The organism is Duganella paludis (assembly GCF_054461335.1).
This window is the reverse complement of record NZ_CM136922.1, coordinates 4580473-4603066: the sequence shown is the minus strand read 5'-3', so window position 1 is coordinate 4603066 and position 22594 is coordinate 4580473. Positions and strand designations below refer to the sequence as shown.

The 22594-nt window shown below is 62.6% G+C and carries 13 protein-coding genes and 1 pseudogene; 6 read left to right on the top strand and 8 right to left on the bottom strand.

The features are described from left to right. Positions 1-129: 129 nt before the first annotated feature. The 7 genes from ACXZ1M_RS20195 to ACXZ1M_RS20165 all read right to left on the bottom strand — a co-directional run bounded on the left by ACXZ1M_RS20195 (position 130) and on the right by ACXZ1M_RS20165 (position 9210). Positions 130-2427 carry a pseudouridine synthase gene (locus tag ACXZ1M_RS20195; RefSeq protein WP_459049423.1) on the bottom strand — a complete coding sequence of 766 codons (2298 nt, stop codon included), beginning with the start codon at positions 2425-2427 and terminating at the stop codon, positions 130-132. Next, positions 2414-3136 (bottom strand): SMC-Scp complex subunit ScpB, encoded by a 723-nt coding sequence (gene scpB / locus ACXZ1M_RS20190; RefSeq protein ID WP_459049422.1) that lies wholly within the window; start codon positions 3134-3136, stop codon positions 2414-2416. Before scpB ends, ACXZ1M_RS20195 begins: the two co-directional genes overlap by 14 nt. 255 nt (positions 3137-3391) lie before the next feature. After that, positions 3392-4417 (bottom strand): glucokinase, encoded by a 1026-nt coding sequence (locus ACXZ1M_RS20185; RefSeq protein ID WP_459049421.1) that lies wholly within the window; start codon positions 4415-4417, stop codon positions 3392-3394. Positions 4418-4612: 195 nt separating this feature from the next. Beyond that, positions 4613-5569, bottom strand: coding sequence for a VTT domain-containing protein (locus tag ACXZ1M_RS20180; protein WP_459049420.1), 957 nt, complete (start codon positions 5567-5569; stop codon positions 4613-4615). 25 nt (positions 5570-5594) lie between these two features. Further along, positions 5595-7265 carry an ABC transporter ATP-binding protein gene (locus ACXZ1M_RS20175; RefSeq protein ID WP_459049419.1) on the bottom strand — a complete coding sequence of 557 codons (1671 nt, stop codon included), beginning with the start codon at positions 7263-7265 and terminating at the stop codon, positions 5595-5597. Continuing rightward, positions 7262-8275 (bottom strand): ABC transporter permease, encoded by a 1014-nt coding sequence (locus ACXZ1M_RS20170; RefSeq protein ID WP_459049418.1) that lies wholly within the window; start codon positions 8273-8275, stop codon positions 7262-7264. Before ACXZ1M_RS20170 ends, ACXZ1M_RS20175 begins: the two co-directional genes overlap by 4 nt. Beyond that, complete coding sequence (locus tag ACXZ1M_RS20165) at positions 8272-9210, bottom strand: ABC transporter permease (protein ID WP_459049417.1); 939 nt, start codon at positions 9208-9210, stop codon at positions 8272-8274. Before ACXZ1M_RS20165 ends, ACXZ1M_RS20170 begins: the two co-directional genes overlap by 4 nt. 251 nt (positions 9211-9461) lie before the next feature. On the opposite strand from ACXZ1M_RS20165, the gene ACXZ1M_RS20160 reads away from it, so the two are divergent. From ACXZ1M_RS20160 to ACXZ1M_RS20150, 3 genes are all read left to right on the top strand, one after another. Then, complete coding sequence (locus tag ACXZ1M_RS20160; RefSeq protein WP_459049416.1) at positions 9462-12260, top strand: TonB-dependent receptor; 2799 nt, start codon at positions 9462-9464, stop codon at positions 12258-12260. 451 nt (positions 12261-12711) lie between these two features. After that, entirely contained in the window at positions 12712-15573 is a 2862-nt protein-coding gene (locus tag ACXZ1M_RS20155; RefSeq protein ID WP_459049415.1) for a TonB-dependent receptor domain-containing protein, read from the top strand. Between the two features lie 249 nt (positions 15574-15822). Continuing rightward, positions 15823-18489: a TonB-dependent receptor gene (locus tag ACXZ1M_RS20150; protein WP_459049414.1), complete on the top strand. Its 2667-nt coding sequence runs from the start codon at positions 15823-15825 to the stop codon at positions 18487-18489. A 44-nt stretch (positions 18490-18533) separates the two neighbouring features. Here the strand turns inward: ACXZ1M_RS20150 and ACXZ1M_RS20145 are convergent, their stop codons facing one another. Further along, complete coding sequence (locus ACXZ1M_RS20145; protein WP_459049413.1) at positions 18534-19499, bottom strand: LysR family transcriptional regulator; 966 nt, start codon at positions 19497-19499, stop codon at positions 18534-18536. A 124-nt stretch (positions 19500-19623) separates the two neighbouring features. Between ACXZ1M_RS20145 and ACXZ1M_RS20140 the strand changes: the two genes are divergently transcribed. From ACXZ1M_RS20140 to ACXZ1M_RS20130, 3 genes and pseudogenes are all read left to right on the top strand, one after another. Next, the gene (locus tag ACXZ1M_RS20140; protein WP_459049412.1) at positions 19624-20475 is read left to right on the top strand and encodes an aldo/keto reductase; all 852 of its coding nucleotides are present in this window, start codon (positions 19624-19626) and stop codon (positions 20473-20475) included. Next, positions 20363-20851, top strand: a pseudogene (locus tag ACXZ1M_RS20135) (cupin domain-containing protein); the annotation flags it as partial. The gene ACXZ1M_RS20140 and the pseudogene ACXZ1M_RS20135, both read left to right, overlap by 113 nt. Next, a complete protein-coding gene (locus ACXZ1M_RS20130; RefSeq protein ID WP_459054052.1) occupies positions 20831-22534 on the top strand; it encodes an alpha/beta fold hydrolase in 1704 nt (567 codons plus the stop codon). The pseudogene ACXZ1M_RS20135 and the gene ACXZ1M_RS20130, both read left to right, overlap by 21 nt. Positions 22535-22594: the final 60 nt, after the last annotated feature.

Genomic DNA, 22594 nt, shown 5'->3' with positions numbered 1-22594 from the left:
GAAGAGTTCCGGAGCAGTTGTGCAAACTGGAACTTCTACTAGGCTGGATATTATAACCTTATATGAAGTTTGCCGCAACGCCGCACGGGCGGCATGGCAGACTTACAACAAGGTCAAAGATACTTTAATTTAGCCCTTGCGACGACGCGGCATGCCGTGATCGGCAGCACCACCACGCGGCGGCTGACCGCGACGCGGCGCACCACCGGCAGCGCCGAAACCGAAGGTCGTCTGCAGCGGATCAGGCTGGCGCGGACCACGGGCCGGGCCCTTGGACTGCTGGCTACGACCTTGACCCTGGCCTTGACCACCTTGACCACCCTGGCCGCCCTGACCTTGCGGACGACCACCCTGGCCCTGCGCGCGCGGACCTGGAGCTTCGCCCAGCGGACGACCGCCGGCATAAGCACCAATACCTTGCGGGCGACCGCCCGGACGGCTGGACGTCGAACCCTGGCCGCCGGCACCGCCTGGACCACCCGGACGGCCTTTGCCGCCACGGTTGCCGGCGCCACCGCCACCACCGTTACCACCGCCGAAACCACCCTGGCCACGGCCATTGCCGCGCGGCTGCTTGGCGAATGGCAGCGCATTGGCGTTGCTGGTGTCGGCACGATTGAAGTTCGGCTCGTTTTCGTCGTCTTCGTCATCATCGTCGAAGTCGCGCTCGTCACGCTGGTTGCCGCGCTCGGCGTACACCGGACCATTGGCATTGCGGCCGCGCTTTTCCGGACCTTTGTTCTGGGCCGGCTTGGCTTGCTGCTGACCTTTGCCGCGCGCAGCACCGCCGGCGCCTACCGCAGCAGTTGCCGGCGCAGGCGCGTCGGCGCCGCCTTTTTTCTCGATGCTGTACGCCGCCATCAGGCCGCGCACTGCATTTTCTTCCATTTCTTCCCAACGGCCGCGTTTCAGGCTGCTTGGCAGGGTCATCGCACCGTAACGGGTACGAATCAGGCGCGACACGGTCAGGCCGATGGCCTCGAACATGCGGCGCACCTCGCGGTTACGGCCTTCGCCGATGATCACGCGGTACCACTTGTTGATGCCTTCGCCGCCGCCGTCGGCGATCTTGGAAAACTGCGCCACGCCGTCTTCCAGCTCAACGCCGGCCAACAGCTTCTGACGCATGCCCTCTTCCAGCTCGCCCAGGGTGCGCACCGCGTATTCACGGTCGATGCCGTAGCGCGGGTGCATCAGGCGGTTGGCCAGGTCACCGGAAGTGGTAAACAACAGCAGGCCTTCGGTGTTGAAGTCCAGGCGGCCAACGGCCAGCCATTTGCCGGCCTTCATGGTCGGCAGGCGGTCGAACACCGATGGACGGCCATCCGGATCGTCCATGGAGACGATCTCGCCGGCTGGCTTGTGATAGACCAGCACGCGTGGCGGCTTCTTGCTCACGCGGCGCTGGATCAGCTTGCCATTGATGCGCACGGCATCGGTCGGCAGGATGCGCTGGCCGATGTGGGCCGGCTCGCCGTTGACCGACACGCGGCCGGCAACGATCAGGTCTTCCATGTCGCGGCGCGAACCGAGACCGGCTTCGGCCAGCACCTTGTGCAGTTTTGGCGCGTCGTCGTCCGAGGTCAGGTCGCGGCGCACGGCCTTGGCCGGCTGGCGGCCCTTGCCGTCTTCGCTGTCGAAGGCGTCCGAGGTGACGTAGGAGAACGCGGCGTCGGCATCGTTGCCTTTGCCGCCGGCGTTCTGGCCGTTGCGCGGCCTGCCGTTCTTGCCTTTGCCGGCATGCGCCGGCTTGCCGTTGCGCTGATCATTGCGCGGACCGGTGCGCTCGTGGCGCGGCTTGCCGTCGCGGCCGAGAACCACTGGCGCTGCGCCCTCTTCCGCTGGTGCGGCGGCGCTTTCGCCACCCTCGACAGCTGCGACAGGCTCAGGACGCGGCATGCTGGCTTCGCGCAGTGCGCGTTGCTCACGCATCTGACGCGGACCGCGCGGACGCTGTTGACGTTCGCCACGCTCGCCGGCGGCTGGCGCTGCGGCATCGGCTGCGGCAGGTGCTACTGCGGCAGGCGCATCGCCGGCCACTGCTGCAACCGGCTCGGCGGCTGGCGCAGCCTTCTTGGCGCGCGGCTTGACCGGCTTGGCGGCAGGCGTTTCGGCAGCTGCAGCAACCACCGGTGCGGCGCTTGGCGCTGGCGCATCGGCAGCAACTGCAACTGCGTCGGCCTTCTTGGCGCGCGGTTTCTTCACTGCGACTGGAGCGTCGGCGGCTGGCGTAATCGCCTCGCCTTCGGCTGCAGCCTTGGTCTTGCGCTTCGGCTTGGCGACCGGTGCGTCATCAGCCGGGGCTGCGGCCGGCGCGGACGCCTCGCCTGCAGCTTCGATCTGGGCTTTGGTGCGGCGCTTGGGCTTGGCGGCCACTTCAGGAGCGGTGGCGTCGTTGACAGTCTCTGGGGTATTAGGTTTGTTCATTATTCGTTTCTTGGTTGTGCTCAGCGTCAACCGTTAAATCTGGCGCGGGGCCTGTTTCGTGCTCAATATCTTGCTCGGTGGCTTGCTCAGCATGGTCCTGCTGCGCGGCTTTTTCAAAGTTCTCTTGCAGAGCCGCTTCCAGGGTTTCCATGGCGTTCTGACCATCGCTGATTTGCTGCAACGGCGGCAACTGGGACAGCGAATTCAATCCCAAATCATCCAAAAACTGCTTGGTCGTGCCCAGCAAGGCCGGGCGGCCAACCACATCGCGGTAACCGATGGCGTCCACCCAGCCACGGTCTTCCAGCATCTTGATCGTCTGCGAATTGACGGCGACGCCGCGTATCTCCTCGATATCGCCGCGCGTTACCGGTTGGCGATACGCGATGATCGCCAGCGTTTCCAGCGTGGCCCGCGAATACCTGGGCGGCTTTTCCGGATTCATTCGCTCCAGATACAGCTTCATCTCGGGGCGGCTCTGGAGGCGCCAGCCGGTCGACAGGCTGATGACTTCAACGCCCTTGCCGGCCCAATCGAGCCGCAGTTCTTCCAGCAATTCCTTGATCGTATCGGCGCCTACGCCGGGGCCGCGCGGCCGGTCCTGGTCATCCAGCTCGACAAACAGCTTTTTCAGACTGTGAATCGACAACGGCTCACGAGCGCATAGCAAGGCGGTTTCGAGGACTTTTTTAGCCTCAAGATTATCCATAAGCAAAATCGAAAGAAATCAATCACATTCAGTGAGGCTGGTGGGAGTACTCGCTGAAGCTGCTTTTCCGACGCCAAGGTCTATGCGCACCTGGCGGGAGAGAGGGACATGCCGACAGCGGCCAAGACCGCTGCTTTCTACGTGAAACGTGGGCAGGAAGCCAGACGTTTCATTCAACACCGCGAATTGTACCTGATAAAAGCACAAAACGCGCATTTCGCTGTCATTGAAATGTAACTGACTCAGTAACTCAACTTACGCTGCGGAAAGCCTGTCGGATAAAATTGCCGAAACGCCAACGAAGGCCGGGTACTCGGCGGTGATCACCCAAGTCGGCACGGCGGCCAGATATTTGTCGAAACGACCCTTGGCTTCAAAGCGTGCACGGAAGCCGGAACGGTCGAAACGGTCACCCAGTTTCGGCACGATGCCGCCACCTATATAGATGCCGCCCTGCGCACCCAAGGTCACGGCAATATTACCGGCGATGGTGCCCAGCATGCAGCAGAAGGCCTCGATGACTTCGTCGCACAGCTTGCATTCACCGCTCAGCGCGCGGCGCGAGATCTCGGCGGCGCTCAGCTTTTCAGCCGCCTGGCCGGTGTGGTCGGCCAGTGCGCGATAGATCAGTTCGATACCGGCGCCGGACATCAGGCGCTCAGCCGAAACGTGTTCGAATTCTTTCCAGGCGAACTGCAGGATCGCCACTTCGGTGGCATTGGCCGGCGAGAACGTCACGTGGCCGCCCTCGCTCAGCAGCGCGGTCCAGCCATCCTTGCCTGGAATCAGGCCGGAAACACCGAGACCCGTGCCCGCGCCGATCAGGCCCAGCGGCGTGTCGGGAATGCCGACGCCACCACCCACCTGGTGTTTCTGCGTTGCCGACAACTGCGGCAGCGAGCTGGCCAGCGCGGTAAAGTCGTTCACCACCACCAGGGTGTCGAAATTGACTTCGCGGCGCAGCGCCTCGATCGAGAATGCCCAGTGGTGGTTGGTCATGCGCACCATGTCGCCGGTGACCGGATTGGCAATCGCAATGGCGCCATTCCGGATGCCGGTAACGCCGGCCTGGGCGACGGTTGGCGAGGCTAGATACGCGACCAGGGCGGCGGCCAAGGTCGGGTAGGCGGCGCAGGCCAGCACTTCGATCGCTTCAATCGTGCCCGGAGCGGTTTCCAGCGCAAAGCGCGCATTGGTGCCGCCGATGTCCGCCAGCAGACGCGGGCCACCAGGGAAGACGGTGGTCAGGGAGGGAGGCGTTTGTACGGACTGAGCTGTCATGATGGATCGAAATTAGTTGAGGCCTAAGCTTAAAGTATATTGCCTATGACAGGCAAGCGGAGTTTGTAGTTTTAGTACAGTTTGCCACACAAGTTTGCAATACGAGATGTTTGCTCCGTAGTATGACTACCCATTTTAATATGGAAACGATTCCAATCATCGCCTGAAAAAGCGCCGCAAAAGCGGCGCGATAATTCAGGCGGAAGCGGCGTGGTCTTCGCGCAGATTCTCCTCGCCGGGACGGAACGCCGCGTTCCATGCCTCCAGCCCGCCGTGTAGCGGACGGGCGCGGTGGTAACCCTTGCCGATCAGCGCCTTGGCCACATGGGCGGCGGTGACGTCGTTCGGGCAGCTGCAATAAACGATGATGTGGCGACCCTTGTCCAGCGAGATCAGGTCGACCGTCGGATCGCCGCCGTTGAACAGCAGCGCGCCCGGCACGGCCGGATCCAGCATTTGCGCGGTGACGCTGCGCGCATCCACCAGCACCGGCTCCTGCCCCTGCTCCAGCAGCCCTTTCAAGTCGTCGACGGTGATGCGTTCGATTTCCACCGACTGGCGGAACCGCTTGCGCTCCACATATTTGAATGCCACGAACAGGGCCAGCAGCACACCCAGCACGATCAGCGCGGTGGTGCCCATGGTGCTCAGGATATCGAGCAGCTGGTCCACGCTGGTATGGAAGAAGGAACCGATGGCGATGCCGGTGCCGGCCCACAGGAAGCTGCCCATCACGCTGAAGCACAGGAATTTATTGCGGCTGGTGCCCATGGCGCCGGCCAGCGGCGGCGCGATGACGTTAAAGCCCGGAATGAATTTGGCGACGATCAGCGCCTTCGGTCCCCAGCGGTTGAAGTTGTCTTCGGTCTGGCTGACGCAGTAGTCGGGCGACAGCGAAATTTTGCACAGCAGCTTGAGGATGCGCTTGCCATAGAAGCGCCCTGCGCGGAACCAGAAACTGTCGCTGATGAGGCAGGCCAGCATGGCCACCGCCAGCACCGCAGACCAGTGACTGCCGCCATCCACCGACATGGCGCCGGCCACGATCAGTACCGGGAAGGCAGGAATCGGCATGCCGATCTGCTCGATCAGCACGATCGCAAACACGATCAGTACGCCATATTCTTGAAGCAGGAGGATTAAATTCGCCATACAGATATCTTAACTTAAAAATCGCTTAACCGCTTTGCGGGATGGCCGCCAGCAAGGCCTTGGTGTAGGGCTGCTGCGGGTTGCGGTACAGCTCGTCCGCATCGGCCATTTCCACCACTCCGCCTTGACGCATCACCATCACTTGATCGGCCATGTACTTCACTACCGACAGGTCGTGCGAAATAAAGATGTATGACAGGCCGAGCTCGTCCTGTAAATCCTTCAAAAGGTTGAGCACCTGGGCTTGCACCGACACGTCCAGCGCGGAGACCGATTCGTCGCACACCAGGATTTCCGGCTGCAGGGCCAGGCAGCGGGCGATGGCGATGCGTTGCCGCTGGCCGCCGGAGAACTCGTGCGGGTAGCGATGGAGGGCGGACGCCGGCAGGCCGACTTTGTCCAGCAGCGCCAGCGCCATGGCGGTGCGCTCGCGGTCGTCGGCGCCGATGCGGTGGATGCGCATCGGTTCCAGCAGGATGTCGCCGACGGTGAAGCGCGGGTTGAGCGCGGCGTAGGGATTCTGGAAGATGATCTGGATGCGCCGCTTGTAGGCCTGGAATTCGCGTGCCGGCATGGCGAGCAGGTCGCGGCCTTCGAACAGCACGCTGCCGCTGGTGGCCTGGTGCAGCCGCAGCAGGGTCAGGCCAACGGTGGTTTTACCGGAGCCGGATTCGCCCACCACGCCGAGGGTCTTGCCGCGCGCCAGCGTGAACGAGACGTCCTTGACGGCGTGGAACTCGCGCCTGCCGAACCAGCCGTGGCGCGAGCTGAAGCTTTTGCTCAGCTTGCGCACTTCCAGCAGCGGCTGGTCGTCCGGCCGGGAGCCACGCTGGCGCTGCGTCTGCGGTGTCGGCGCCCCGTCATCGAGATAGTCGGCAATCACCGGCAGCCGCCATGGCCGCGCGTCCAGCCTCGGCCGACACGCCAGCAGCGCACGGGTGTAGGCGTCGGCGGGCGCGGTCAGCACTTCTCGCGCCAGGCCGGCTTCGCGTATTTCGCCGTTGCGCATCACAATCACCTGATCGGCAATCTCGGCCACCAGCGCCAGGTCGTGGGTAATAAATAGCACCGACATCGCGTGCCGCTTTTGCAGGCCCGCGATCAGCTCCAGAATCTGCTTCTGAATGGTGACGTCCAGCGCCGTGGTCGGCTCGTCGGCGATCAGTAGCTTGGGCTCGCAGGCGATGGCCATGGCGATCATCACGCGCTGCTGCTGGCCGCCGGAAAGCTGGCTCGGATAAGCGTCGATGCGAACGGCTGGCTCGGGCAGGCCGACCTCCTCCAGCAACTCCAGCGTGCGGCGGCGTGCCTGGGCGGCGCTCATCTTCAGGTGCAACCTGAGCACCTCGGCGATCTGCGCGCCGACCGTGAACACCGGGTTCAGCGACGACATCGGCTCCTGGAAAATCATGGCGATGTCCTTGCCGCACAGCGCGCGGCGTGCCTTGCCGTCCAGCGCCAGCAACTCGCGGCCATCGAAGCGGATGCTGCTGGCCGGATCGACGATGGCCGCCGCCGGGTCGAGCAGCCCCATCACAGCCAGCGAGCTGACCGACTTGCCACTGCCCGACTCGCCCACCAGCGCCACGGTGGCGTTGCGCGGCACGGTAAAGCTGATGCCTTTGACCGCCTCGCTGGTGGTGTTGCGCTCGCCCCGGAAGGCGATGCGGAGGTTGCGGACGTCCAGTAATGTCATTGCTTCACCTTGGGGTCGAGGGCGTCGCGCAGGGCGTCGGTGAATAAGGAGAAGGCCGTCACCAGCAGCGCCATGGCGATGGTGGCGGCGCTCAGTTGCCACCATCGTCCGAGGATGAGTTCGCCCTGCGCTTCGTTCAGTATGCTGCCCCATGACACCACACCGACCGGCACGCCGAAGCCGAGGAAGCTCAGGATGACCTCGGCCTTGATAAAGCCGACCACCAGGATCGACAGCTGCACCAGCGCCACGTGGCTGACGTTCGGGAAAATATGGCTGAACATGCGGCGCCAGTGGGAGGCGCCGATGGCGTCGGCGGCCAGCACGTACTCGCGCGCCTTGTGGCGGATGTACTCGGAGCGGATCAGGCGGTAGGGGCCGGTCCAGCCGGTCAGGCCGAGGATCAGCACGATGGTCAGCACGCCCTTCTGCTGCAGCACGGCCGCCACGGCCAGGATCATCAGCACGGAGGGAATGGCCGTGAAGACGCTGTAGAACCAGGTGAAGAAATCGTCGACCACGCCGCCGCAATAGCCGGACAGCGCGCCGAACAGGACGCCCAGCCCGACTGCCAGCGAGGCGGCCACCAGACCGACCACGATGGAGGTCTCGCCGGCCTTGATAGTTTTCTTGATGACGTCGTGGCCCCATTTGTCGGCGCCGAACGGCAGGGTCGGCTGCCGTGCCGCGACCTGCTCCGCGCCCATGCCGCGGCCGGCGCGCAGCGCACGTATGTCGTCGGCGATGGGATCGAAAGGATTGTCTGGCAAGGCCTGCGCGGAAGCAGCAGCCGGGAGGCCCGCCGAAGCGGTGGCGGCCGGGGTGGCGGCGGCAAACGTCGGCGGCGCGTAGCTCACGCCGACTTCCGCCTCCCAATCGGCCGCAACCAGTCCGGTGGCCGACAGCACCACGAGCACCAGAAACGCCACCACCACGGCCAGCGACCACATCGCCACCCGATCCGCGCGCAAGCGTCGCCACGCCAAAGCCCACAAGCCCTGCGCCCTCATGCCAGCTTCACCCTTGGATCCACCGCCTGATACAGCAGATCGGTCAGCAGATTGAACACCATGGTAGCCGCCGCCACGTAGACCGTAATCGCCTTAATCACCGGAAAATCGCTACGCTCCACCGCCAGAATCACCTCGCGCCCGATGCCGGGAATGCCGAAGAACCGCTCCAGCAGGAACGCACCAATCAGCAAGGCCGGCAGATTCGACATCACATGCGTCAGGATCGGAATGGCCGCATTGCGCAGCACATGCACCCACATCACGCGCCGCTCGCTCAGGCCCTTGGCGCGCGCGGTACGCACATAATCTTGCCCCACCTCATCCAGCACGAAACTGCGGAACAGCCGCAAGGTCGGCGCGATCGATACCGCCAGGCCGATCAGGATCGGCAAGGCCGCATAGCGCAACAGGTTCTCACCGACATGCTCGCCCCAGCCCTGCACCGGAAACCAGCCCAGCCGATACGCCAGCCCATATTGAAACGCAATGATGTACACCAGAATGCTGACCGACATGCCCACCGTGCAGGCGATCATCACCACCCTGTCGGTCAAGGAACCGCGCACGAAAGCCACCGCCAAGGCCAGTGCAATACCGATCACGGTTTCAAGCAGCGTCAACGGCACCAGCACCGTCAGCGACGGTCCCAGTCGCGTGGCAATGATATGGGACACCGGCTCGCTAGTCGCCCAGCTCAGGCCGAAATCGCCGGTGGCGATCTGCTGGATAAAGATCCACAACTGCACATAAATCGGCCGATCGACGCCCAACTGGCGGCGGATATTGGCGATGCTGTCGGCGTCGGCCATCTTGCCGGCCAAAATATAGGCCGGATCACCACCCACCCAGTTAAACAGCACGAACACCAGCACCACCACACCCAGCATGGTCGGCAGCATCTGCCACAGGCGGCGCACACTATAAGCCAGCATCTTTATCCCTTGAAGTGGATTAACAATACCGCACTTTTTGCTTGGCAGGAAGATTAGCCCGAATTGCAAACTTAACTAAATATAATTAATGCAATAGCACGTTATTCTTAGCATAAACCCATTCGAAACTTACAAAAACCCGCATAAAATTTGACAAGAGTGGTCTTTAAGTGGTTTCATATCGGCCCTTGTGAGAATTGGTGACAATCCATCCTCACAAGTTTGAACCACTTGAGAGAGCACACAGCACAATGATCAAAGAAACCATCCTGTCCCGTTCCCTGCGCGTCATGTTCGCCAGCGGACTGGCCATGACCCTGGGCCATGCCTTCGCCCAGGAAGCAACTGAACAACCGATGCAACGGGTCGAAATCACCGGCTCCAGCATCAAACGCATCGCCGCCGAATCCTCGCTGCCGGTGCAATCGTTCAGCCAGAAAGACATCAAGAAGTCCGGCGTCACCACCGTCACCGACTTCATCCAGCAACTGCCGGCCATGCAGGGCTTCTCCGTGGCGGCCGACTCGGTCGGCGGCGGCGGCGGCGGCGTGACCACCGCGTCGATCCACGACATCGGCGCCTCCTACACCCTGGTGCTGCTGAACGGCCGCCGCATCGCCCCGGCCAACTCCGGCACCACCATCGACCTGAATTCGATCCCGCTGTCGGCCATCGAACGCGTGGAAGTGCTGACCGACGGCGCCTCGGCCCTGTACGGCGCCGACGCCATCGCCGGCGTGGTCAACTTCATCCTGAAAAAAGGCGCCGCGCCGTGGGAAATCAACGCCAAGTACAGCTCGCCTGAAAAAGCCGGCGGCAAGAGCAACTCGATCAGCCTGAGCAAAGGCTTCGGCGACCTCGAGGACGACGGCTACAGCGTGTTCGTCTCCCTGAGCCACGACGAGCAAAAGCAGCTGAAAGCCTCGCAGCGTGACTTCGCCAAGACCGGCATGATCAACTTCACCGACCCGAAAACCGGCAAGGCGCTGCAATTCCTGAACGGCTCCTCGCGCGCCATTCCGGCCAACGCCGCCGTCAAGTACAAGGACGCCGCAGGCGAGACGCAAACCGTCAACCTGAACCCGTACGCCCTGATCAACGGCAAGTGCGCCACCAACAACGTCGACGCCTTCGGCGACGGCCAGTGCTACTACGATTACACCTCGACCATCGAGATCAATCCGGAATCGAGCCGCGATTCGATCTTCAGCTCGGGCAGCCTGAAACTGGGCAGCAGCGGCTTCAAGGCCTTCTTCGACGCCGCCTACACCGAAGCCAAGATCACCGCGCGCATCGCGCCGTACCCGGCCGACTTCTCGCTGTCGACCAGCTCGCCGCTGTTCAGCAAATACCTGTCGCCTTACCTGACGCCTGAACAACGCGCCGGCGTCAGCTCGGTGGCCGTCAAATACCGCCTGTACGAAATGGGCAACCGTGGCTACGAGTACGGCACCAAGGCCACCCACCTGGTGGCCGGCATCGACGGCGCCGCCTTCGGCTGGGACATCAACGGCGCCCTGACCTGGTCGCGCAACCAGCAGGAACAGAAATACCTGTCCGGCTTCCCGCTGGCCGACAAATTCGACGCCCTGCTCAACAGCGGCAGCTTCGACCCGTTCGCCTACGCCCAGGGCGCCATGCCGCAAACCATGCGCGACCAACTGAACGCCACCGGCTTCACCGGCCTGTACAACACCCAGACCGTGGTCATGAAGGGCGCCGACGCCCACGCCTCGCGTCCGGTGTTCGACCTGCCGGGCGGCGCCGCCATGATCAGCGTGGGCGCGGACTACCGCGTCACCAGCTTCAGCACCGAACAGGAAGACGTGGCCGAAAAAGCCCTGATCCTGTTCGACAGCGCCGTCTACGACAACCACTACAAGCGCGCCAACACCGGCGCCTTCGCCGAGCTGCTGCTGCCGATCTCCAAGCAGTGGGAAGCCACCGTGTCGGGCCGCTTCGACAACATCGGCGCGGTCAAGGACCAGCTGGCAGGCCATGAAGTGGGCGATTCGGCCAGCGCCGGCACCTACAAAGTGTCGACCAAGTACTCGGCCGCCAAGAACCTGATGCTGCGCGCCGCCACCGGCACCGGCTTCCGCGCCGCCAGCATGCAGGAAATCGCCGGCCCGCTGGAAGAGTTCGGCGTTACCGGCGGCACCTACAACTGCCCGCTGACCGCCGCCAACGGCCTGGGCGGCCATCCGCTGGCCCGCTACTGCGAGTCCGGCCGTGGCCAGTTTGAAGTGTTCCAGGGCGGCAATCCCGACCTGAAGCCGGAGAAATCCAAGCAATGGTCAATCGGCGCCGTGTGGGAGCCGACCAGCACCACCAGCGTGGCGATCGACCTGTGGAACGTGGAAATCCGCGACCAGGTGACCTCGGTCTCGGAAGGTCTGATCTTCCAGAACCCGGCCAAGTACGCCAATCTGTTCACGACCAAGCACATCGGTTCGACCGGCCTGGACGTGCTGGCCATCAAGCTGCTGCCGATTAACATCGGCAAGGTGGAAAACCGTGGCATCGACTACGACTTCACCCAAAAGACCAAGCTGTTCGACGGCCGCCTGACCAACCGCCTGGCCGGCACCTACCTGCTGCGCTCGCGCTACACCACGCCGGGCACCGACGACCAGTGGGAAACCAGCCTGAACCGCTATGGTTCGAACGACAAGGTCAGCTTCCGCAACATCATCAAGGCCAGCAGCTCGTGGGAAAACGCCAAGTGGACCCACACCCTGAGCGCGAACTACCGCAACGGCTACACCGACAAGCACCAGAACGCGGAAGACTGCGCGGTGACCACGGCCGACGCGGCCCAGTCCTGCTACGACATCACGCTGGAAGTGCCGAGCTACACCACCTTCGACCTGCAGACGGCCTTCCGTCCGCTCAAGAACGTGGAAATCACGGCCGGCGCCAACAATCTGTTCGACCGCAACCCGCCGTTCTCGCTGCGTAATACCGGTTCGCACCAGATCGGCTACAACCCGTCGTACTCCAGCGCCCTCGGCCGCACTTTCTACCTGAGCGGCTCGTACAAGTTCTAAGCCCGCTTTAAAGCAGTTTCAGCCCGGACTTGCCACACGGCATTTCCGGGCTTTTTTTTGTCGCATAAATGTAACGTTCTGTTACGTCCTTAAAGCAGGTTCACTGACATTGCAAAACACCAAATTGGTGCATTGCACGATCAACTCAGCCATATAAACGCGTTTTTTTTGATGTGAAATCAATCTTTCCATTGCTTTCATGCCTATATGCACCAAATTAGAGCGTTTTTTTGGGCATTCTTGGCGCTATTGTGTCCCGACGGAAACGATGATTTTTCTGCACGGTCGTAAGGGTTTCCACGTTGACAGCAATTTGGCCCAAGTGATTTGATGACTATATGGAAAAAACGATCATGTTTTTTTCACGGCGAAATGCCGACAAAAAATAACTACACATACCCGTTGTTCATTCGTTTTAATTGGGAGCTACATAATGATGGTTGAAACAGTAATGGCCCGATCCGTCCGTATCATCTGCGCCGGTGGTCTGGCGCTTGGCATGCACGCATCGGCCATGGCGCAGCAGGCCGCCGACACCGATGTCGTCGCCCGTGTCGAAATCACCGGTTCGTCGATCAAACGTATCGCCAAAGAAGGTTCGCTGCCGGTACAAACCCTGACCCGTGCCGACATCGAGCAAAGCGGCGTGCAGAACGTGGCCGACCTGGTCGCCCAACTGCCGTCGATGCAAGGTTTCATCACCTCGTCGGCCTCGGTCAACGGCGGCGGCGGCGGCGTGCAAACCGCCTCGATCCACGCCATCGGCACCCAATACACCCTGGTGCTGCTGAACGGCCGCCGCATGGCGCCGTACGGCACCGGCAGCGCGGTCAACCTGGCCAGCATCCCTCTGGCCGCCGTTGAGCGCGTCGAGATCCTGACCGACGGCGCCTCGACCCTGTACGGCTCGGACGCCATCGCCGGCGTGATCAACTTCATCCTGAAGAAAAACCAGACCGACCTGGTGGTCGAAGGCACTTACAACGCACCATCGGAAAAAGGCGGCAAGAGCAGCAACTTCTCGATCAGCAAAGGCTGGGGCAACCTGGAAGCCGACGGCTTCAACGTGCAAGTGTCGTACAGCCACGACGAACAGAAAGAACTGAACGCCAACCAGCGCGACTTCGCCAAGTCCGGCGTGCACCAGTTCAGCAAGGACGGCAAGAAATACGCCACCTGGCAGACCTCGATCAACTCGACCCCGGCCAACGTCGAAGTGGTCACCGCCAACGACGACATCGTCCTGAACACCGACCTGCTGACCAAAAACGGTTGCACCCAGGCGAACACCTTCTCGCGCAGCGGCGCCTGCCGTTTCGACTACGCCGCCACCGTGCAGCTGCTGCCGGAACTGAAGCGCGACAGCGTCTTCGCCAACGGCTCGCTGAAACTGGGCAAGGACACCACCGCGTACAGCGAACTGGTGGTTTCCAAGTTCACCAACACCGCGCGCTACGCGCCGGCCGCCCAGCCGCTGACCGTGTTCAGCACCGATGCCGACACCGGCGTTAAAACCGTCAACAACAGCTACATCGGCGCTTACAACAGCTCGGTCGCACCGCTGCTGGCCAGCCAGGGCGTCAACGCCGCCGACGTCACCGATGCCTTCTTCTACTACCGTGGCGCCGACGCCGGCGGCCGTACCGACGAGTACCGCACCGACGCGCTGCACTTCGTGGTGGGCGTGGACACCAGCTACGCTGGTTGGGACATGGGCGCATCGTTCACCCACTCGCAAAACGAGCAGACCGACAAAGCGCTGGCCGGCTACATGAGCGCCAACAAATTTGAAGAGCTGATCCGCACCGGCAAGTACAACCCGTTCGTCTCCGCCACCGGCGCCGCCGCCACCCTGGCGCCAGCCGTGCTGCACCAGGACCTGGGCGTGATCAAGTCGAAGCTCGACATCGCCAGCGTCAAGGCTTCGCGTGAAGTGTTCGAACTGCCGGGCGGCACCGCCGGCCTGGGTCTGGGCGCCGACTTCACCAAGCAAACCTACAAGGACAATCCGTCCCAGATCGCCATGGGCCCAGGACCAGGCAACCCAGGTTTCACCGACACCCAGATCGGTGGCGGCACCGGTTCGCAGGCGCTGGACGCCAGCCGCCAGAACTGGGGCGCGTTCGCCGAGTTGCTGATGCCGGTCGTTAAAACCCTGGAAGCCACCGCTGCTGTGCGTTACGACAGCTACGACGCCGTGGAAAAGAAAAACACCAGCTACGACACCGCAGGCAAGGCATCGCCATCGGGCAAACTGGGTGAAGACGTCGCCAAAGCCACCTACAAGCTGGCGGCACGCTGGACCCCGATCCAATCGATGCTGGTGCGCGGTTCCTACGGTACCGGCTTCAAGGCGCCGACCCTGAACAACATCGCCGACCCGCTGAAAAACGCCGGTTCGTCGAACCCGTTCCCATGCCCGATCACGGCCGCCTCGGATCCACGTTCGAAATACTGCCGTCCTGGCTCGTCGGAATACGGCCTGCTGGACACCGGCAACCCGGCCACCGGCGACAAGGCGCTGAAAGCCGAAACCTCGAAACAGTCGACCCTGGGCTTCCGCATCGAGCCGACCACCGCGCTGTCGATTGGCCTGGACTGGTGGGATGTGAAGCTGAAAAACCAGATCCGCACCTTCTCGCAGGATCAGCTGTTTGAAAAAGATTCGGCGCTGGCCAAGCAATACATCGCCGTCTACGCCGATCCTATCCAGAAGAGCAACGTGCTGGTGGCCGTACGTACCCCGCTGAATCTGGCGTCGTCGCACTTCCAGGGTATCGACTGGGACACCACCTTCCGCAGCGCGACCCCGATCGGCAAGGCCAGCATCAACTGGACCGGTACCTACATGCTGAAAGCGGAGCAGGATGCACCGTTCGTCGGCACCGAGAAATCGATCGGCCGCTTCGACTCCTATGACAACGTGGTGTTCCGCGTGGTCAGCCGCATGATCTTCACCCTGAAGACTTCGGAAAAGCTGTCGAACTCGCTGACCCTGAACTACCGTTCGGGCTACCAGGATAAGCCGCTGACCGCCGACGACGCAGCAGTACGCGTAGTCAACGCCGACGGCACCATCGGTGGCGTGGTCGGCATGGAACGCGACGTCAGCTCGTACACCACGCTCGACTGGCAAGCCAAGGTCAACTACATCAAGAACCTGACCGTGACCGGCGGCGTGCGCAACCTGCTGGACCGCGATCCACCGTTCTCCATCCGTAACTCGGGTGGTGGTAACCAGGTGGGCTACGACGGCCGTTACGCCGATCCACTGGGCCGCACCTTCTACATCACCGCCCAGTACCGCTTCTGATGTAGCCCTCGGCTTTCACTCAGTTGCATAGAAAACTCCCGGCATGCCGGGAGTTTTTTTTCGTCTATACATCTGTAACCAACTGTTGTTTTATATCAACAGACAATGTTACACAATTGACACCTCATCCCGTCTAGTGAAATTATCGTGGCCCTGACCATCGTAACCGGCGGTCAAAATAGCCTTTCGATTTCCTATCAGGAAATCGATATACAACAATGTTCATGTCGTTTTTGGGAGCTGAGAGCAATGATGAAAGAAACAATTCTGTCCCATTCCCTGCGCCGCATCTATGCGGGCGGCCTGCTGGGCCTGGGTCTGATCGCCACCGGCGCACAGGCGCAGACCGAAGCGCCGATGCAGCGGGTGGAAGTGACTGGTTCGTCGATCAAACGCCTGGTGTCGGAGACGGCCAACCCGTTGACCGTGATCAAGGCCGATGACTTCGTCAAGCAGGGCCTGACCACCGCCCAGGAAGTGCTCGACCGCATTCCGTCCAACAGCTCCAGCTTCAGCTCCGGCAACGTAGTCGGCGGCAACAGCTCCGGCCTGCCGACCGGCGGCCAGGCCAGCGCCGACTTGCGCGGCCTCGGCGGCGACAAAACCCTGGTGCTGCTGAACGGCCGCCGCATCGCCAACCATCCTTACGATGGCGCCAGCGTCGACCTGAACATCATCCCGATCTCGGCCCTGGAACGCGTGGAAGTGCTGCGCGACGGCGCCTCGGCCATCTACGGCACCGACGCCATCGGCGGCGTGATCAACTTCATCACCAAGCGCTCGGTGCAGACCACCACCATCACCGGCGAAGCGATCCTGCCGCGCAAGGACGGCGGCGACGAAAAACGCGTCAACGTCTCGAGCGGCTTCGGCAACCTGGACGAAGACGGCTACAACGTGTTCGGCGTGTTCGACTACCACAAGATCGACATCCTGACCTCGCAGCAGCGCGAGTTCTCCAAGACCGGCGTGATCCCGTCGCGCGGCCTGAGCCTGACCTCGGGCACCACCTTCCCCGGCAACTTCTTCGATCCGACCTCGGGCGTCTCCGGCAACCCGGGCTACGCCACCGGTTGCGACGCGCCGAACTCGCTGCCTATCGGCGGCGGCAACACCTGCCGCCAGGACTACACGCGCCAGATCGACAACCTGCCGGAACAGAAACAGACCTCGTTCTTCGGCAAGGCCACCTTCAAGCTGAACGGCGACCACCTGGCGTCGGTCGAATACCTGCACTCGGAAAACGACGTGGTGTCGCACACCGCGCCGCCGCCGCAAACCGGCCTGATCCTGCCGAAGTCGAGCAAATACTATCCGGGCAATTCGGGCGGCGTGCCGGCCATGGCTGGCCTGTCGGGCGATCCGCTGTCGGTCAACTGGCGTCCGACTGAAGCCGGCATGCGCGAGATCAACTCCAAGGGCGCGGCCGACCGCCTGGCCTTCACGGCCGAAGGCCTGTTCAAGAGCTGGGACTACAAGGCCGGCTTCACCCTGTCGGAAAGCCGCTCGGCGGAATACTTCACCGGCGGCTACGTCAACGACGCCAAGTTCGCCGCCGGCGTGGCCAACGGCATCCTGAACCCGTTCGGCAAGCAGGACGCGGCCGGCAAGACCTACCTCGACAGCACCGCGCTGCGCGGCCAGGTACAGAACGGCAAGACCCGCAACACCGGCATCGACGCCAAGGCCAGCCGCGAGCTGATGGACCTGGCCGGCGGCAAGCTGGCAGTGGCCATCGGCGCCGAACTGCGCCGCGAAGAAGCCGACTTCTTCGTCAACCGCGACATCGCCGGCCAGGCCTCGTCGTCCGGCCTGTCGGGTTCGCAGTCGACCGACGGCGCGCGCACCATCAAGGCCGTGTTCGGCGAAGTCAACCTGCCGCTGCTCACCGACCTGGAAGTCAACCTGGCGGCCCGCTACGATGACTACAGCGACGTCGGCAGCACCACCAACCCGAAACTGGGCGTGCGCTACCAGCCGACCAAGCAGGTGCTGCTGCGCGGCTCGGCCTCGACCGGCTTCCGCGCGCCGACCCTGTTTGAAAAGAACGCGCCGCAATCGAAGAACGACACCAACAACTCGTACAACGATCCGGTGCTGTGCCCGGGCGGCGTGCTGTCGTCCAACCCGATCGCCAACCCGCTGCGCGATTGCGACCTGCAACAGTTCAAACTGCAGGGCGGCAACCAGAACCTGAGCCCTGAGAAATCGAAGACCTTCTCGGTCGGCATCGTGCTGGAGCCGATTCCACAAGCGACCCTGGCGGTCGACTACTGGAACATCAAGCTCAAGGACAAGATCAACGCGCTGCCGGAAGAAGCCATCTATGGCGACTACGCGAAATACCAGGCGCGCTTCCTGCGCAATGCCGACGGTTCGCCGTACGCGATCCTGGACTTGAAGGAAAACCTGGGCAAGGTCAACACCGACGGCGTCGACGTCAGCCTGACCCTGCGTTCGGGCGCCACCCAGGCCGGCAACTTCACGCTGACCCTGGACGGCACCTACGTGCACAAGTATGAGTACCAGGACGAACGCGATGGTCCGTTCATCCAGAACGTCGGCCGCTACGCCGCCAACAATCCGGTGTTCCGCTGGAAGCACAACCTGGCGCTGAACTGGCGCATGGGCGACTTCGCCGCCACCCTGGCGCAGTCGTTCAAGACCGGCTACACCGACCAGAACCTGGGCGTGGCAACGCAGTACCTGAACGAGGTGCCGTCGTATGCGCTGTGGAATCTGTCGGGCACCTATACCGGCTTCAAGGGCGTGACCCTGACCGCCGGCGTGAAGAACCTGCTGGACAAGGAGCCGCCGTTCTCGAACCAGGGCACGCTGTTCCAGAAAGGCTACGATCCACGCTACACGGATCCAGTCGGCCGCTCGCTGTACCTGCGCGGCAGCTACAGCTTCTAAATCGTAGCATGCCCGCTAGGGCTGAGCTCTGTCTTGCACAGGGCTCAGCCCTTTTTGTATGGGCGGCGCTTTTGCTTGCCGCGCAATTCCGCCTCGCTCAGCAGATAGTCTGGATTGTCCGCCAGGCGTTGCACCGCCAGGTCGATGAAGGCGCGCGCACGGGCGGGCTGCGACGTTTTGCTGCCGAAGTAGACGAAGTAGCTGGCGATGTCCGGCATGTGGTCGACCAAAATCGGCAGCAACTGTCCGGAGCGAATGTACGGCGCCGCCGTCACGCCGGCCAACTGCCCCAGCACCTTGCCCGCCAGGACGGCCTGCAATTCGAACGTTTCATCGTTACTGCAAATCGCCGGCACCACCGGCTGGTCGACGTTCTCCTCTCCCAGCTTCACATGCCAGGGCACCACCTTGCCGGTGCCGGGACTGCGGAAGGCGCTGCACTGATGCGACGCCAGCGCCGCCAGCGAGTCCGGCACCCCGTGCTGCTTGAAATAGGCCGGCGCGCCGCACATCACCAGCTGCAGCGGAAACAGCCGGCGCGCAATCACGCCTTCGTGCGGCGACGGTCCCAGCCGGAATCCGACATCGATCCGGTCCTCCACCCAGTTGCCCACGCGATCCTCCAGCAAGACATCGGGCCGGATACCGGGATGCAGCGCGCAGAACTCCTCCACCAGTCGCCAGAGTATCGGCTGGAACGTGGTGCGCGGTCCGGCAATACGCAGCGGTCCGGCGAATTCGTCCTTTGCGGTGCGGGCCTTCAGCAAAGCGCGCTGCATGCCGAGCACGGAAGGCTGCACGTCTTCCAGCAGGCGCTGTCCGGCGTCGGTCAAGGACATCACACGTGTGGTGCGATGGAATAGCCGGGCGTCCAGGTGCGCCTCCAGTTGCGCCAGCGCCTTGCTGGCCGCCTGCGGGCTGATGCCCAGATCCTGCGCCGCCTTGCGCAGGCTGCCCAGCTCCGCCGCCTTGATGAAGGTCGTGATAGAACGCAGTTCATTGATAGCCATACGGGTCTCCTCCCGCGCAGATTATCATCAATTTTATGCGGATAAAACAACTGGTTTGTCACTATTCAGATGTCAGTCCTTGGCCTAAAGTGGTTCCTGACCAACCATCAAAAGGTATCCAACCATGCAATACGTCACCCTCAACAACCAAGTACAAATGCCCCTCGCCGGCTATGGCGTGTTCCAGATTGCCGATGCCGGCGAGTGCCGGCGCAGCGTCATCGACGCGATTGAAACCGGCTACCGTCTGATCGACACGGCGGCCTCCTACATGAATGAAGAAGCCGTCGGACTTGGCCTGCGCGCCAGCGGCGTCGCACGTGAGGAACTGTTCGTGACCAGCAAGCTGTGGGTACAGGAAACCGGCTACGAACCTACCATGCAAGCCATCGACAAATCGCTGCGCCGCTTGCAGCTCGACTACCTCGACCTGTACTTGATCCACCAGCCGTTTGGCGACGTCCATGGTTCATGGCGCGCGATGCAAGACGCCTACCGCGCCGGCAAGCTGCGCGCCATCGGCGTCAGCAATTTCCATCCGGACCGCTTGATGGATATCACGGCGTTCAACGAGATCGCGCCCGCCGTCAATCAGATCGAAGTGAACCCGTTCCAGCAACAGCGGGAAAACGCGCCCTTCATGCGCGAGATCGGCGTGCAAGCGCAAGCGTGGGCGCCGTTCGCCGAAGGCCGCAACGGCCTGTTCCAAAACGAAACGCTGCTGGCCATCGCCTCGCGTCATGGCAAGACGACCGGCCAGGTGGTACTGCGCTGGCTGCTGCAGCGTGGCATCGCTTCGTTGGCCAAGTCGGTGCGCAAGGAGCGCATGGCGGAGAACCTCGCTATCTTCGACTTTGAACTCGATGCGGCGGACATGGCGCGCATCGAAGCGCTCGATACCAATACCAGCAGCTTCTTCTCACACCGCGATCCGGCCATCGTCAAATGGATGTCCGAACGCAAACTGGACATCTGATCCGATGCGAAAACCATTGCTCTTCGCCTTGTACGTTTTCGCGGCGGTCACTGTCGCGCATGCGGCGCCCCAGCCCGGCGTCACCGGTTCGCCCGAAAACTTCAGCGGCACCGTCCGCATCGATGCGCCGTTCCAGGCGCAGGCGCCCGGCCGCGCGGCCGGCGCTACCGTGACCTTCGCGCCACGCGCCCGCACCGCATGGCACAGCCATCCGCTGGGCCAGACATTGATCGTTACCGCCGGCGTTGGCCTGATGCAGCAGGAAGGCCGGCAGGCGCTCGTGATCCGTGCCGGCGACACGGTCACGATTCCGGCCAACGTGCGCCACTGGCACGGCGCCGGTCCGGACGGCGCGATGACGCATATCGCCATCGCCGAGAAATTGGACGGCAATTCGGTGTCATGGCAAAGCAAAGTCGGCGAGCAGGAATACGAGGCAGCGCTGAGCGCCGCTGGTCTCGCGCAAATCACAACGCTTGCGGCGCCGACTTCCTCAAGCCTGTCGCAGCGGCAGCAGGCGATCCCGCTGATCGCTGCATTCGCGGCCAGTAGCGATATGCCCAAACTCAACGCCGCCTTGAACCGTGGACTGGACGCAGGACTGAGCATCAGCGAAGCCAAGGAGATTCTGGTCCAGCTGTACGCCTACGCAGGTTTTCCGAAAAGCCTGAACGCGCTAGGCGAACTGATGAGAGTAGTCGAGGCGCGCAAGCAGCGCGGCATCAAGGACGCGCCCGGCCGCGGACCGGGCAAGGCAATTCCGACTGGCGAACGACTGCTTGCAATCGGAACGGCAAACCAGACGAAAATTTCCGGCGGCCCGGTGCAAGGCGCGGTGGTCGAGTTTGCGCCCGTCATCAACCAGTATCTGCAAGCGCATTTGTTCGGCGATATCTTCGAGCGCGACAATCTCGACTGGGAAAGCCGTGAACTGGCGACCCTCGGTGCATTGTCGGCCATGCCCGGCACCGAGCCGCAATTGCGCTCCCACATGCAGGCCTCCTTGCGGGTGGGCTTGAGCGCGGCACAGGTGGAGAGTGCGATATCGCTGGTGAAGGACGCCGCGCCGGCTGCGCTGCAAATCCGCGAACAAGGCAGCTTCAGCGCAGGCGGGAGCGAGATCCGCACTGCGGGCAACTACAACAACAATCAGCCGACAGCCACGGGACAGAGCCTGCGCGGCGACCACCTGTATGCCTTCTACCAGGTGCCACACAACGCCAAGGGCCTGCCCATCGTCATGCTGCACGGCGCCTTGCAGTCGGCGCGCAGTTGGGAGACCACCGCCGATGGCCGCGAGGGATTCCAGACCTTGTTCCTACGCCGCGGCTTCCCGGTCTACCTGGTTGACCAGCCGCGTCGTGGCCGCGCGGGCAACAGCACCGTCGGAGCGACGATTGAGCCGACGCCCAACGACCAGCTGTTCTTCGACCAATTCCGTCTTGGCAAATGGCCGGACTACTTCGACAACGTACAGTTCGACCGCAAGGCCGAAACCCTCAACCAGTTCCTGCGTTCGGTGACGCCCAACACCGGCCCATACGATGCCGGCGTCATCTCGGATGCCTTGTCGGCGCTGCTGAGCAAGACTGGTCCCGCCATCCTGTTCACCCATTCGCAAGGGGGCGGACCTGGCTGGCTGACCGCGATCAAGAATCCCAACGTCAAAGCCATCGTGGCGTTTGAACCGGGCAGCGGTTTCATTTTCCCGCAAGGCGAACTGCCGGCGCCGATGCCGAGCGCGGCGGGCACGCTGTCGCCCGAAGCCGTGGAGTTGTCCGATTTCCAGAAGCTCACGCGGATGCCCATCGTCATCTACTACGGCGATAACTTCCCCGAGCAAGCCACGACCGAACGCGGGCAAGACAATTGGCGAGTGCGGCTGGCGATGGCGCGGCTGTGGGTAGCCGCCATCAACCGCCACGGCGGCGATGCGCGGCTGGTGCATCTGCCTGAGATCGGCATACGCGGCAACACCCATTTCCTGATGTCCGATTTGAATAATACGGAAATTGCCAATCACGTCGCGCAATTCCTTGCAGAGAAAGGCTTTAAATGAAAAATGCAGTGCCAGCAATCTGGCGGTGTAAGAAAAACCCAGGAGTTGATGTGCAACTCC